This is a genomic window from Actinomycetospora sp. NBC_00405 (assembly GCF_036044095.1).
Lineage (GTDB): Bacteria > Actinomycetota > Actinomycetes > Mycobacteriales > Pseudonocardiaceae > Actinomycetospora > Actinomycetospora callitridis.
The window spans coordinates 1,866,735-1,880,047 of sequence record NZ_CP107938.1 but is presented as its reverse complement, the minus strand read 5'-3'; the positions used below and the strand labels follow the sequence as shown (position 1 = coordinate 1,880,047).

At 76.1% G+C, this 13,313-nt stretch carries 16 protein-coding genes; 9 read left to right on the top strand and 7 right to left on the bottom strand.

Annotated elements, in window-relative coordinates; translation table 11 throughout:
- Position 1 precedes the first annotated feature (1 nt).
- From OG774_RS09280 to OG774_RS09270, 3 genes are all read left to right on the top strand, one after another.
- A complete protein-coding gene (locus OG774_RS09280) occupies positions 2-421 on the top strand; it encodes a PASTA domain-containing protein (RefSeq protein ID WP_328308774.1) in 420 nt (139 codons plus the stop codon).
- A 67-nt stretch (positions 422-488) separates the two neighbouring features.
- Positions 489-737 carry a hypothetical protein gene (locus OG774_RS09275; RefSeq protein WP_328308772.1) on the top strand — a complete coding sequence of 83 codons (249 nt, stop codon included), beginning with the start codon at positions 489-491 and terminating at the stop codon, positions 735-737.
- 27 nt (positions 738-764) lie between these two features.
- A complete protein-coding gene (locus OG774_RS09270) occupies positions 765-1,907 on the top strand; it encodes a serine hydrolase domain-containing protein (protein WP_328308770.1) in 1,143 nt (380 codons plus the stop codon).
- A gap of 18 nt (positions 1,908-1,925) precedes the next feature.
- Here OG774_RS09270 and OG774_RS09265 read toward each other — a convergent pair whose 3' ends face one another.
- Complete coding sequence (locus tag OG774_RS09265; RefSeq protein WP_328308768.1) at positions 1,926-2,990, bottom strand: hypothetical protein; 1,065 nt, start codon at positions 2,988-2,990, stop codon at positions 1,926-1,928.
- Between the two features lie 180 nt (positions 2,991-3,170).
- Positions 3,171-3,608 carry a VOC family protein gene (locus tag OG774_RS09260; protein ID WP_328308766.1) on the bottom strand — a complete coding sequence of 146 codons (438 nt, stop codon included), beginning with the start codon at positions 3,606-3,608 and terminating at the stop codon, positions 3,171-3,173.
- A 100-nt stretch (positions 3,609-3,708) separates the two neighbouring features.
- Here OG774_RS09260 and OG774_RS09255 point away from each other — a divergent pair, with 100 nt between their 5' ends.
- Complete coding sequence (locus OG774_RS09255) at positions 3,709-4,311, top strand: CGNR zinc finger domain-containing protein (RefSeq protein WP_328308764.1); 603 nt, start codon at positions 3,709-3,711, stop codon at positions 4,309-4,311.
- 12 nt (positions 4,312-4,323) lie between these two features.
- Positions 4,324-5,754, top strand: coding sequence for an HNH endonuclease signature motif containing protein (locus OG774_RS09250; RefSeq protein ID WP_328308762.1), 1,431 nt, complete (start codon positions 4,324-4,326; stop codon positions 5,752-5,754).
- Here OG774_RS09250 and OG774_RS09245 read toward each other — a convergent pair.
- Entirely contained in the window at positions 5,744-6,418 is a 675-nt protein-coding gene (locus OG774_RS09245; RefSeq protein ID WP_328308760.1) for a GNAT family N-acetyltransferase, read from the bottom strand. The two genes, OG774_RS09250 and OG774_RS09245, sit on opposite strands and share 11 nt — an antisense overlap.
- A 71-nt stretch (positions 6,419-6,489) precedes the next feature.
- Between OG774_RS09245 and OG774_RS09240 the strand changes: the two genes are divergently transcribed.
- Positions 6,490-8,901 carry a phosphoribosyltransferase domain-containing protein gene (locus tag OG774_RS09240; RefSeq protein WP_328308758.1) on the top strand — a complete coding sequence of 804 codons (2,412 nt, stop codon included), beginning with the start codon at positions 6,490-6,492 and terminating at the stop codon, positions 8,899-8,901.
- Positions 8,898-9,704: an HAD family hydrolase gene (locus tag OG774_RS09235; RefSeq protein ID WP_328308756.1), complete on the top strand. Its 807-nt coding sequence runs from the start codon at positions 8,898-8,900 to the stop codon at positions 9,702-9,704. Before OG774_RS09240 ends, OG774_RS09235 begins: the two co-directional genes overlap by 4 nt.
- 12 nt (positions 9,705-9,716) lie before the next feature.
- Here the strand turns inward: OG774_RS09235 and OG774_RS09230 are convergent, their stop codons facing one another.
- From OG774_RS09230 to OG774_RS09220, 3 genes are read right to left on the bottom strand one after another with little or no spacing between them, the layout of a single operon-like run.
- Positions 9,717-10,385 (bottom strand): DUF427 domain-containing protein, encoded by a 669-nt coding sequence (locus OG774_RS09230; protein ID WP_328308754.1) that lies wholly within the window; start codon positions 10,383-10,385, stop codon positions 9,717-9,719.
- Positions 10,382-11,134, bottom strand: a complete 753-nt coding sequence (locus OG774_RS09225) for a 2-keto-4-pentenoate hydratase (protein WP_328310855.1) — start codon at positions 11,132-11,134, stop codon at positions 10,382-10,384. Before OG774_RS09225 ends, OG774_RS09230 begins: the two co-directional genes overlap by 4 nt.
- Before the next feature lie 7 nt (positions 11,135-11,141).
- Entirely contained in the window at positions 11,142-11,294 is a 153-nt protein-coding gene (locus OG774_RS09220) for a hypothetical protein (RefSeq protein WP_328311222.1), read from the bottom strand.
- Between the two features lie 281 nt (positions 11,295-11,575).
- Here OG774_RS09220 and OG774_RS09215 point away from each other — a divergent pair, with 281 nt between their 5' ends.
- Positions 11,576-12,160 (top strand): RNA polymerase sigma factor, encoded by a 585-nt coding sequence (locus OG774_RS09215; RefSeq protein ID WP_328308752.1) that lies wholly within the window; start codon positions 11,576-11,578, stop codon positions 12,158-12,160.
- Positions 12,157-12,786, top strand: a complete 630-nt coding sequence (locus OG774_RS09210) for an Asp23/Gls24 family envelope stress response protein (RefSeq protein WP_328308750.1) — start codon at positions 12,157-12,159, stop codon at positions 12,784-12,786. Before OG774_RS09215 ends, OG774_RS09210 begins: the two co-directional genes overlap by 4 nt.
- A gap of 22 nt (positions 12,787-12,808) precedes the next feature.
- On the opposite strand, the gene tsaA is transcribed toward OG774_RS09210, so the two are convergent.
- Complete coding sequence (tsaA, locus tag OG774_RS09205; protein ID WP_328308748.1) at positions 12,809-13,276, bottom strand: tRNA (N6-threonylcarbamoyladenosine(37)-N6)-methyltransferase TrmO; 468 nt, start codon at positions 13,274-13,276, stop codon at positions 12,809-12,811.
- Positions 13,277-13,313: the final 37 nt, after the last annotated feature.

Here is a 13,313-nt window from a genome sequence, read left to right as displayed (position 1 = left end):
CATGACCGGCATGCCGGAGGAGGCGACGATGCACACCGACGAGACGCGTACCGACGCCGAGGGTGGGACCACGATGGGCCACGACGCGACCGACGGCGGGACGACCACCGCCACGATGCCCGAGCTCGTGGGCCTGCCGGCCGCCGAGGCCCACGACCGCGCCCTGGACGCCGGCGTGCTCGCCGTCGGCCGCAACGCGGTGCACACGGGCGCCGGGCGCGCCCACGTGGCCGACCAGGAGCCGGCGGCGGGCGAGGAGCTCGAGCGCGGCGCCGAGGTCGGCATCTGGATCGCGGGCGGCGCCGCACGGCCCGCCACGGGCCCCGACCCGGACGACGGCCCTGACGGCGGCGGCGGTGGCGGCGGTGTCCGCCCCGAGCCGAGCCCCGTCGGACCCGCCGGGGGCGGATTCAACGGCTGATCGGGCCCCGGGTGGGGTCGACCACTCGCCGCGCTCGACCCGGGGATCAGCGGCCTACGATTGAATCGTGTACCACGTATCTCTGAGCTACCGCGGTCGGCGCGCTCTGGGAGCGTTCGTGCGGCCCGAGGAGCTCGACCTCATCCGCGCGCTGCGGGCCCAGGGGCGCGCCGGCACGGTGTCGGTGCTCGACTCGCGGGCGCGGCCGATCGTGGTCCACGTCGAGCGACTCCTCTGCGACCCCGAGGTCCTCGGCTACGGTGCCGATCCGCTGGGTGACGCCGTCGCCCCGCAGGCTCCGCTCGTGCGGAGCTGATCGAGGAGACCGATCCCCGGGGGCGCCGTGCACGCCGACGACGTGATCGAGGGCGTGCGCGGGTCCGTCGAGGCGGGCCTGGTGCCCGGCGCGATCGTCGGGGTCCGCCACCACGGTGGGACGAGCCTCGCGGCGCTCGGCAGCACCCGCCCCGGCGGGGACACCCCGCTGTGTCCCGACGCGGTGGTCCGGCTCAGCTCGAACACGAAGCCCCTGGTCGCGGCGCTGGCGATGCAGCTCGTCGCCGACGGGGCGTTCGCGCTCGACGAGCCCGTCGACCGCCTGCTGCCCGAGCTCGCCGGTCGCCGGGTGCTCCGGAGCCTCGACCTCTCGCCGAGCGATCCCGCCCGCGACACCGTGCCCGCGGAGCGCCCGATCACCGTCGAGGACCTGCTGACGATGCGCATGGGCTTCGGCTTCGTCACCGAGGGTCCGTGCCCCACCCTCGACCGGGCGGCGGCCCTCGGGCTCGGCTTCGGCCCGCCCGACCCGCACGGTCCGCCCGGTCCCGACGAGTGGATCGCGCGGCTCGCGACCCTGCCCCTGCTCGACCAGCCCGGCCGTGCCTGGCGCTACGAGCTGTCCGCCGCGGTGCTCGGCGTCCTCGTGGCTCGCGCCGGCGGTCGTCCGCTCGGCGACCTGCTCGCCGACCGTCTCCTCGCCCCGCTCGGCACGGACGCGACCGGGTTCGTCGCCGATCCGGCCCGTCTCGTCCCGGCGTTCGCGCGCGACGAGGACGGGGTGCTCGTCGACTTCGACGGCGTCACCGACAGCCGCTGGCTGACACCACCGGCGTTCCCCGACGGGCGGGGCGGGCTGGTCGGCACCGCCGAGGATCTGCTGCGCTTCGCGGGCATGCTCCTCGACGGCGGTGCCGGGATCCTCGATCCCGCCGCGGTCGCGGCGATGACGACCGACCGTCTCACGCCGGAACAGCGCGCCGCGCCCGCGGCCGCCCCGTTCCTCGACGGCGGGGGCTGGGGACTCGGGGTCGGGGTGGTGGAAACGCCCGCCGGGCCCCGCTACGGCTGGGCCGGGGGCCTCGGCACGCTCTGGTACTCCTGGCCGCGCCACGACCTCGCCGCGGTGCTCGTGACGCAGGTCTTCCCGCCCACGGGACCGGTGTTCGAGGCCTTCACGCGGACGATCGAGGAGGGGCTGGCGCGGTAGGTCGCGCCGTTCTCGTGGTCAGTGCGCGCCGACGAGGGCCGGCCACGGTCGCGGGTTGCGCCACGGCACCGGGTCCGGGCGCGCGGGACGCCAGCCCCAGGGGCCCGTTCCGCGGCGGGTGGCGGGCGACGGACGCCCGTCGCCGCCGTCCCGCGGGACGGGGGAGGGGCGGCGCGGGGCCCGGGGCGCGGGGACGTCGTCGACGACGGGCTCCGGGACGACCGGGACCTCCGGAACCTCCGGGACCTCCGGGACCTCCGGGACCTTCGCGGGCTCTTCGGCGGCTTCCGGGATGAGCTCCTCGACGAGCTCCTCCGCCGGGGCGGGCTCGGGCGTGGGCTCCGGGGCGGGCGTCGGCTCGGGCGTGGGCTCCGGCGTGGGCTGCGGTGTGGGCGCCGGCATCGCCAGCCAGGCCTCGGGGCGCTGCGGCTCGGGTTGCTGGGGCTCGGGTTGCTGGGGCTCGGGTTGCTGGGGCTCGGATTGCTGCGGCTCGGGTCGGCGCACGGGCTGGCGTTCGGGCTCGGGTCGGCGGGGCGCCGGGATCGGGGCGTAGGTCGTGCCCGGGGCCGCGCGGCCGGGAGCGCTCCGGCGGGCCGGGAGGTCCTCGATCATGCCGTGCGGGCCGGCCGAGGCCGCGGGTGCCGCGGCCGGCACGACCACGGTGCGGGCGACCTCGCGTCGCCCGCCCGGGACGGCGCCGCGTCCGTGGCGGTTGCGCAGGCGACGGCGGGTCTCGGCGGCCGAGGGGCCCCGCGTGCCGTCGAGCGCCGCCGCGAACGCGAAGACCAGTCCATTGGCCAGGCCCAGGGCGAGGAGCCCGAGACCCATGAGGCCGCCCGGCTCGATGAGGTCGCCCGGGTCGGGCCGCTCGAGCTGGCCGCCGTAGGGCAGGGAGATCGTCGCCGGCTCCGCGGCGGCGGCCGTCCGTCGCGGCGTGTCCTCGGTGACCGCGTCCGCGAGGAGGACGAGCAGCGTCCCGACGCAGAGGCCCATCCCGAGCACCGTGGCGAAACCCGCGGCGAGTCTGCGCAGGGGTGAACCACGGTCGGCAGCTCGCTCGGCGAGCGGCGCGGCGTACGCCATCGATCCCCCCTGGGCAGGTCGTTGCCCAGGCTCTACCCCGTGATCCACAGGCCGCGATCCCTCAGCCTCTAGTTCACCCTGATGGTGGCTCGATGATCGGCGTGTCTCTCGGCGTGTCCGTCCGCGCGCACGGAGTGGGCGATCGTCGTGCTGTCACCTACGGCCGTTCGAGTGACCTCGTCACGCTGCGACCGCGGCCGCGCGGGCCTCGGCGATCTCGAGGAAGTGCGGATTGTGCATGACGCCGAGGACGTTGCCGAACGGATCGACCACCGACGCGGTGACGAATCCGCCGTCGCCGTGCTCGGTGAGCGGCTGGTACTCCGTGGCCCCGAGCGCGAGCAGGCGCGCGATCGTGTCGGGCAGATCGTCGACGTGCCAGTGGACGACCGCGCCGGCGGGGCCCGTCGCGTCGCGCGATCCCGAGGGGGCGAAGCGGCGGTCGATGATCCCGAACTCGTCGGCGTCGTCCCCGACGCGGAACTCGACGTACGCGGGCGCGGCCGGCGCCGGCGGCATCGCGTAGTAGGCCTCGGTGTCGAACACCTGCGCGTACCAGTCGCGGGCGGCGACGACGTCGTCGGCGAACACGTTCACGGTGGCGAATCCACGGAACACGGGCTTCTCCTCGGGGTGCAGTGCGGTGGTGTGACCGCTCAATGAACGTAGCCGGTCACAGAGTGACCGGTCAACGCACTTTGCTGGTAACTTCTCCGTCGTGGATCCACGACTGACCGCTCTCGGTCGCACGCCGCCCCCGGAGCCGCTGGGCCTCGTCACCGACCTGCTCGACACCTGGTTCGGGCGCACCGCCGACGGGGTGGGCGAGGACGCTCTGCGGACCCCGGCCGACCTCGCCGCCTGGTGCCGGGCCCGGGGCGCGGAGGTCGCGGACGCCGCGGTGGGGTCGGACGATCTCGATCTCGCGCGGGCGATCCGGGCCGGTCTGCGCACGGAGCTCGCGCGGCACACCGATCCCGCACTGGCCGTGGACGCCGAGGCCGTGGAGCGGTTCGACGACGCCGCGGCCGGGCTAGGGCTGCGTGTGCGGGCCGACCCGTTCCGTCTGGAGCCCGACGAGGAGCGCGCCGCCCGGCGGGTGCTGGCCACGGTCGTCGCGGCTCCCATGGCGGTGGACGAGCGCACGTGGGCGCGCCTCAAGGCCTGCCGCGACCCGCTGTGCCGGACGGCGTTCTACGACGGCTCCCGCAACGGCTCGGGTGTCTGGTGCTCGATGAGCGCCTGCGGCGCGGCGGCCAAGCAGCGTGCGTTCGTCGAGCGGCGGCGGGTGAAGCGGGCGGGGGAGCGGGGTTTTTCATGAACCGGCCCATGGTTGTCGGGGGTCGGTTCTAGAATCGAACGTATGAGCGAAGGCGTGGGTGTCGTGGAGCGCGAGGCGCTCGCGGCTGCCCGCGCCGAGGAGATCGCCGGCAATCAGGCCTACTACCGGCGCCTGGAGCGCATCGCGGAGATGGCTCGTCTCGGGCTCGCGGCGGTGACGGGGGACCGCAGCACCGAGCGGTTGCTGCAGGAGAACTGGCGGCTGGACCCGTCGAAGGCCGGGCGGCTGGTCGCCGAGGCCGAGGACCTGGCGCCGCGCTTGTCGCTGCACGGTCAGCCGCTGCCGCCGCGGCTGCCGTGCACCGCGACGGTGCTGGCGTCGGGGGAGATCTCCCCGGAGCACGTGGCGATCATCCGCCGCACCATGACCAAGATTCACAGGATGGAACATGTCGACCCGGCCGAGGTGCCGGCCGCGGATGCGTATCTGGCGGAGAAGGCGACGCTGTTCCCGCCGGCGACGTTGCGGCGGCTCGCCGAGGCGCTGCTGGCCAAGCTGGACCCCGATGGTGCGGCGCCGGACGAGGACGCCGACCTGTTCGACGACCTGACGATGACCTCGGGTCAGGACGGCACCCTGGAGATGCGGATCCGGATCCACGACGCGGTCGACGCCAAGTCGATCCGCGAGGGCATCGGGGTGCTGGCCACCCCCACCGGTTCGGATGATCACCGGTCGTTGGGGAACCGGCAGGCGTGCGCGTTCAAAGAGGTGTTCGCCGACGCCCTCGGACCCCAGGGGCTGGTCACCGACACCCGCCAGAACGAGACCGAGCCGGCCACCGACACCGACCCCGACCCCGACCCCGACCCCGACGCCGAGTTGGACGACAAGTCAGACGCCGAACCCGCGGGCGAGCCTGACCTCGAGGACGCGCTGATCCCCGAGCCCCGCCGCCCCGAACCCGCCGCGCCCGGACCGGAGACGGTGCGCGGACCCGGGCGGGCGCTGTTGACGATCACCATGGACCACCGCTGGCTCCAGCACGCGACCGGGCACGGCACCCTGGACTCCGGGGCGCTGTCCGACCCGGCCACCGTCCGCCGGTGGGCCTGCGACGCCGACATCGTCCCCCTCGTCCTGGGCTCGAAGTCCGAGCCGCTGGACATCGGCCGTCGCTCCCGGTTGATCCCGGATGCGATGCGTCGGGCGCTGACCTTCCGCGACGGCGGCTGCGCCTTCCCCGGCTGCACCCGCCGACCGAGGCGTTGCCACGCCCACCACATCGACCACTGGGGTGAGGGCGGACCGACCTGCCTCGACAACCTCACGCTGCTCTGCCGGCATCACCACCAGGTGATCCACCACGGCCACTGGACGATCGACATGATCGACGGGCTCCCCTGGTTCACCCCACCACCCTGGATCGACCCCGAACGACAGCCCAGACCCGGCGGACGATCAGCCATGGTCACGGCGTGATCGGCGCGCCCAGCAGCTCCCGGCACGGCCCGAGGCCGTCGACCTCGGCCGTCCAGGCGGGCCGCTGCCACGTCTGCGGCGTCAGCCGGCTGCGCAGCAGCACCGCCGCGCGTCCGCGCCGGACGTGGTGCTCGACGCCGTCGGGCACGTAGCCGAGGCGTTCCGACACACGACGGGAGGCGACGTTGTCGGCGAAGGCACTCGTCCGCGCCGCGCGGGCGCCGAGATGGTCGAAGGCGAGACCGATGACGGCGTGGCGCATCTCGGTGCCGAGGCCTCGGCCCTGCATCGAGCGGGTCAGCCACGAGCCGCTGCGGACCTCGCCGAGGACGGCGAAGTCGGTCGCGGCGAGCGTCTGCATCCCGATGACGCGGCCGGCGTCGCGGACGAGGAAGTTCACCGACCAGCGGGTCGGCCCGATCTCCGCACGACAGCGCCAGGCGTACTGCATGATCCCCCGCGCGAAGCCCGGATCGCCGGCGTCGTCGGTCCACGGCTCGAGGAACGGCATCTCGTCGGCCGGGTGCACCCCGTCGATGGCGCGATCGGCGAGCGCGGCGAGCCCGGCGTCGTCGTCGGGACGCAGCTCGAGCCGCGGGGTGCGCACGACGAGCTCCACGAGGGGCCAGTGCCGGACGGGATCGGCCGGGTCGGTCGCCGACATCCCGCCCATCCTGACCGTCCGGGGGACACAGGTGTGGCTTTCTCGCGCGAGGTCTGGCATCACGGGGACTCGTGCCTGATCACGCGTGGCCCGGCGAGGTCGTCCACGACGCCCTCGGTCTCGTGCTCGGACCCGACGAGGGGGCCGTGCCGGTCGAGGACGTGGTCGGGCTCGCCCTGCGCCGCAACCCCCGGCGCGCCCACCTGCCCGTGTCCCGGGTGCTCGGCAAGCATCTGCCCACCGAACCACGGCGGACGCGGGCGGCGGCCGACGACCTCGCCGACACGATCCGGCGATGTCTCGCGGAGACCGCGACCCCTGCGGGCGGCGCGCCCGTCGTGCTCGGGTACGCCGAGAACGCCACCGCCCTGGCCCATCTCGTCGCCGACGGGCTGGACGCCGACCACGTCGTGCACACCACGCGGCGGGTCGTCGCCGGGGCGTCCGTGCTCGTCGCCCTCGACGAGCAGCACAGCCACGCGCCGCAGCACGTGCTCGTGCCCGACGACCCGGGGCGCTGGACCCCCGACCGGCCGCTGGTCCTCGTCGACGACGAGCTGACCACGGGCCGGACCGCCGCGACGACCCTGCGCCTGCTGCACCGCGTGCTCCCGCGCCGGCGCTACGTCGTCGCGACCCTGGCCGATCTGCGCACGCCCTCCGACGACGCCGTCGAGCGGGTCGCCCACGACCTCGGCGTGCGGATCGACGTCGTCGCCTCCGCGCGGTCCCGGCTCGACCTGCCGGCCGACGTCCTCGACCGCGCCGCCCACCTGCTCCGGACCTGGGAGGACGGCACCGCCCGACCCGAGGGGCGGGCCGAGACGGTGACCGTGCACCTCCCGCTCGACGGCGCGGCCGAGGGCGCGCGACACGGGCTCGACCGCGACGGACGCGCCGCACTGGACCGCGCCGTCCCCGGAGCCGCCGCCACCCTCGCCGACGCCCTCGGGCCCCGCCCCGGCCGCGTCCTCGTCCTGGGCTGCGAGGAGCTCCACTACCTGCCCCTGCGCCTCGGCGAGGCCCTGGCGGCGGACGGCGCGGACGTCCACCTCGGCGTGACCACCCGCTCGCCGCTCGTCGCCCGCGACGTCCCCGGCTACCCGGTGCGCTCCGGCCTCGCGTTCGCCGCCCACGACGTCGCGCTCGGACACGCCCCGGAGCGCTACGCCTACGGGCTCGGGGCCCCCGGGCGGGGCCGCTACGACGCCGTCGTCCTCGTGGTCGACGCCGCCGCCCGGACGCCGGTGCTGCGTCGTCCCGACGGCCTGCTGTCCCGCCTCGGTGCGGTGACCACGCGCATCGTCGAGGCCGTGGTGCCGTGTCGGGGACCCGGGCCGGGGGGACCGCCGGTCCGTCCGCGCGCGGCCGCCGCGCGCCGCGGCCCGGAGTTCGGTTCGTTCGCCCGCGAGGAGGTGGGCTGGCTGCTCAGCGACCTGTCGGCGGTCGCCCTCGAGACGCCGACGGCCGAGCGGGAGGCGGCGCTCGGCAGCGGCCGGCTCCACTACTCGGAGAGCCTGCCGCAGGAGCCCGCGCCCGCCCCGGCGTACGAGCGGGTGGTCGCCCGGGCGCTCGAGCGGTCCGCCGCGCCGGTGGCCGAGGCCGTCGGCGTCCTCGCCGACCGCGTGCTCGCGCTGCGCGGGCGTGGGGCGGTGCTGGTATCGCTGGCGCGGGCGGGCACGCCGGCCGGGGTGCTGGTGCGCCGGTGGGCCGCGCGGGTCCGGGGCGTCGTACTGCCGCACTACGCGATGAGCGTGCTGCGCGGGCGGGGCCTCGACCGCGCCGCCCTCGACGCCCTGGTCGCGGTGCACGACCCGGCCGCGCTCGTCCTCGTCGACGCCTGGACCGGCGCGGGCGGCATCGTCGACGAGGTGGCCGCCGACCTCGCCCGCTACGCCCGCGAGACCGGCGTCGTCGTCGACCCGACCGTCGCGGTCCTCGCCGACCCCGCCCACCGGGCCACGCTGTACGGCTCGCGCGAGGATCTCCTGGTGCCGCAGGCGTGCCTCAACGCCACGGTCGGCGGCCTTGTCTCGCGCACGGTCGACCGTCCGGACCTGCTGCCGCCCGGCAGCTACCAGGGCGCCAAGTCCTACCCCGGGCTCGCCGGCGTCGACCGGACCGCGACCTTCCTCGACGCCGTCAGCGCCCACTTCCCGACCGCACGGCCCCCCGCCGCGGCCCTGCCGTCCGACCCGGGGGACGACGCCCGGGGACCGAAGTACCTGGCTGCGCTCGCCGTCGACCTCGGGGTGACCGACCCGCGCCGGCTCCGCCCCGGTATCGGCGAGACGACACGGGCGCTGCTGCGCCGCGACCCCGCAGCGGTCCACCTCGCGCCGGACGCCGGGCCGGACCTCGACCCCGTGCGCCACCTGTGCGCCGAGCGCGACGTCCCGATCAGTCCCCTGCCCGACACGGTCGCCGGCGTCCACTCGCCCTACCGCTGTGTCGGCGTCCTGCGCCCGTGGCGGGCGGGGTGAGCACGCTCGTCGCCACCGACCTCGACCGCACCCTCGTGCACTCGGCCCGCGCGGCCGGCCCGGACGTGCCGGGCGACGTCCTGTGCCTGGAGCGCCGGCGCGGGGTGCCGACCGCGATGCTCACGCGCCGGACCGCCGCGACGCTGGTCGAGCTCGCCCGGCGCACGACGTGGGTCCCCGCCACCACGCGCTCGGTCGCCGAGTTCCGGCGCCTCGGCCTCGGGCGGGCTCTCGGGACCACCCCGCGCCACGCGGTCTGCGCGAGCGGCGGTGTGCTGCTGGTCGACGGCGCGCCCGACCCGGCGTGGGACGCGCGGGTCCGGCACCTGCTCGCCGGCGGTGCATCGGTCGCCGAGGCCGCCGACCTGTTCGCCCGCCACCTCGCACGCCTCGACTCCGGGACGGCGGAGCCGGTGCGCGACGCCGACGGCGTCCTGCTCGTCGCCCGCGTGGCCGACCCGGGCGCGGGCTGGCTCGACGACCTCACAGCGGACTGCGAGGTCCGAGGGTGGCGGGTCGCGACGCACGGCGCGAAGGTCCACCTCCTGCCGGCAGGCCTGGACAAGAGCGTCGCGGTGGCCGAGGTCCGGGAGCGGGTGGTGGCCGCGCGACTGCTGGCCGCCGGGGACTCGCCCCTCGACGCGGACCTGCTCCTCGCCGCCGACGCCGGTGTCCAGCCCGCCGACGGGGCCCTGCACGCCGCGGGCTGGCGCGCCGGGCACGTCGCCGTGACGCGCGGCGTCGGCCTGGCGGCGGGGGAGGAGATCGCCGCCTGGCTCCTGGCGCGGGCGGCCCAGGTGTGACGAGGCGTGACCTCAGGCGAAGTGCGTGCGGGGCCGCTCCCGGGCGACGCCGTCGACGCTGACGTCGACGCGCTCGTCGTAGAACGCGATGAGGCCCGCGATCCGGGCGACGGCGGCCGCGGGGTGGTCGTAGGACCAGGCGAGGTCGTCGTATCGGCCCACGGGGGTGCGCACCGACCAGTACCGGCTGGTCACGCCCTTGTACGGGCAGGCCGTCGAGGTCGGCGAGAGCTCGAGGCGCGTCATGTCCACGGCCATCGGGTCGAGGTAGGCGCGGGTCGGCAGCCCGGTCTCGAAGAGCAGGACCGGTGCGTCGGACTCGGCGAGCAGCACGCCGTCGAGCTCCACCCGCACCCGGCGCCGGGAGCGCAGCGCGTCCACGCGCGCGTACGGGTTGCGCGGGTGGACGTGGACCTCCTCGTCCTCCTCGAACCAGGCGTCGAACGCCGACCAGGTCAGCGCCAGCATTCCGTCGACCTCCCGGTGCTCCGGGTCCGCCGCGAGCGCCGCAGGGGCGACGTCCGCGGCCGGCACGAGCCACCGCGGGTACCAGGGGTGCTCCCAGACGTAGCGTGCCTCGAGGGTGTCGACGACGACCTGCCCGTCCAGCCGCGCCCGCACCCGTCGCGGGCACGGCTCGACGTGGCCGACGTCCACCGCCGGGCCGGGGTAGCCGGTCACCGTCGCACCGCCAGGCTCGTCCCCGGGAAGCGCGCCTCCACGATCCCGCCCGGTGCCAGCGGGACCGCGCGGGTCAGTCCGCCGGTGATCACCAGATCGCCCTCCTCCAGCGCCTCGCCGCGCGCGGCGAGCCGGCCCTCCAGCCAGGCCACCGCGGTGTGCGGGTGCCCCATCGCCGCGTCCCCGCGGCCGGTCGCCTCGAGCGTCCCGTCCCGCCACAGCTCGACGGGCATCTCGGCAAGATCGGTGTCGGATTCGCCGTCCAGGAGGTCCCCGACGACGACCCCGGCGGCCGAGGAGCCGTCCGCGGTGTTGGCCGCGAGGGTGAAACGGTAGTCGCGCCAGACGGAGTCGACGACCTCGAGCACCGCCCGTGCGCCGGCCGGACGGCCGTCGGCACCGATGACGATCCCGATCTCGGGCTCCACGCGCGGCTGGACGAGGTCGGGTGGCACCGCCGTCCCGGGCGGGATGACCATCGAGTCCAGGAGCGGGCCGAGGTTGGGGGAGTCCACGCCCATCTGCTCGCGCATCACCGACGACGTGTAGCCGAGCTTCCACCCGATCCGCCGCGCGCCGCGGCCCTCCCGGAGGCGCGTCAGCGCGCGCTGGACCGCGTAGGCGGTCGGGAGGTCGAGCTCGTCGGGGGACGGGGCGTCGAGCAGCTCGCCGGCCCGGTGCGCGTCGTCGAGCCACGCCGCCCACGCGGGGACGTCCACGGCCCGGCCGGGATCGGTGTGCGCCGCCACCGGCCGATCATCCCACCGCTGCGGCGGAGCGTGCGGCCAGCGCGGCCAGGTCGCCCGCCGCCACCGACACCGGCGGCAGGGCGAGCATCGCCCGCTGCGCCCACCGGACCTCGGCGCGGATCGCGCCGTCGTCGAGCACGGAGCGCACCGTCGCGGCCACGGCCTTGGGGTCCGGCGCGCTGCGCCGCCCGAGCCCGAGCGCGTCGACCCGGTCGGATTGGCCTCCTGGTCGCCGAACTGCGGCAGCACGACCATCGGGACGCCGTGGCGCACGGCCTCGCGGATGCTGTTGTAGCCGCCGTGGGTCAACAGGAGATCCGCACACGACAGCAGCAGCGGCGGCGTCCCCGACCCGGGACGCCCGGCGACGATCACCGCCCCCCGCACCCGCCAGAGCGACGATCTCCGGTCGTGCACGGCCGATCGTGAGAGGCTTCTCGCGTGAGCACCCCGGGCCGACGTTCCGGCCCGGACGAGGGGCGGTCGCCGGGTCTGGACGACGAGGCCGACCGCTGGCTCATCGGCAAGGTCCGGGCCGGCGACCGGGGCGCCTACGAGGAGCTCGTCCGCCGGCACCGCAACCGGATCTACCGGATCGCGCTGCGCATGCTCGGCAGCTCCGCCGACGCCGACGACGTCGCGCAGGACGTCGTCATCCAGCTCTGGACGGCCCTGTCGGGCTTCACCGGCGGCGCCGCCTTCACCACCTGGCTCTACCGCGTCGTCGTCAACCGGTGCCTGAACCACCGCCGCGGTCAGCGGCCCCACCAGGAGCTCTCCGACGCCGACCACCCCCCGGTCGCGGGCCCGGAGCGGCAGGTCCTGGCCGGTGAGGAGCTGCAGGCCGGGCTCCGGGCGATCGCCGCCCTGCCCGAGGACCAGCGCGTGCCGCTCGTGCTGATCCAGCTCGAGGGACTGTCCTACCGGGAGGCCGCGACGGTGACGAAGACGACCGAGGCCACCGTCCGGGGGCGGCTCGCCCGTGCCCGCGCGACGCTGATGTCCGAGATGAAGGACTGGACATGACCCAGGAGCGCACCCCCGCCGGTGCCACGATGCCGGCCTCGCGCCGCCTGCCCTGCGGACGGGACACCGACGCCCTCGTCGAACAGGTCGCCGACGGCGCGGGCGACCGGCGCGACGCCCACCAGCGCACCTGCCCGCACTGCCAGGCGGCGCTCGCCGAGTTCGACCGGCTCTGGGCCCCGGTGCGTGCGGTGTCCGACCACCGCCCGCGCGCCCCCGAGGGCCTGCTCGACGAGGCGCTGCGCAGCATCCGCGGCGTGGCCGCCGACCCCGAGTTCGGGCGCATCGAGAGCGACCGCGGCCGCACACGGGTCAGCGCGCGGGTCGTCGTGGCCCTGGCGCGCCACCTCGCCTCCCGGGTCCCGGGGGTGCGCGTGGCGCTGAGCCGCCTCGTCGCCGCCGGCGAGGGTCCGGAGACGAGCGTGATCGACGGGCCCGGGCCGGAGGTGACGGCGGGCGTCGTCGGCGGCTCCACGGTCGTCGCGATCACGCTCGCCGCCGACTACGGGCAGGACCTCGAGGCGCTCGGGACGCGCATCCGGGCCGTCGTGGCGGACGGCATCCGCGCCGTGACCGGCCTCGAGCCCGTCGCGGTGCAGGTGCACGTCGACGACGTGCTGCTCTAGGTCGGGATCTCGGCCGGGACCTCTAGACCGGCCTCGGGGCGCCCGGGTTGTGGCACCGGTCGCCCAGCGGGCCGAGCACCGGCTTCACGTCCACCACCGGCGTGCCGTCGATCGCCTCCAGGTCGGACACCCGCAACACGTCCCCGTCGACCGCGAGGACGCGGACGTGGTGGAGGCCGAGGGGGTTCGGGCGGTCGGGGGAGCGGGTGGCGAACACCCCGGTCACGGGGAGGGAGGGGTCGCTGCGCGGGTGCACGGCGAGCACGTCCCGATCGGCACGGTCCAGCCAGGTGATCAGCAGGATCTCCTGGCCGACGACGAGGTCGCCCAGCGCCGGGACGAGGTCGGGCGCGAACCGCACGACGGCCTCGGGGCCGCCCTCGTCGCCCTGGCACGGGGCCTCGCGGCGGTCGGTGAGGGTCGAGGAGACCCGGCCGAGCACGCGCAGGACGGGGGCGGTCCCATCGTGAGTCCCGGCATCTCCGCTCATCCGAGCACCGTAGGCCGGACGGCCCGCGATCCGTACC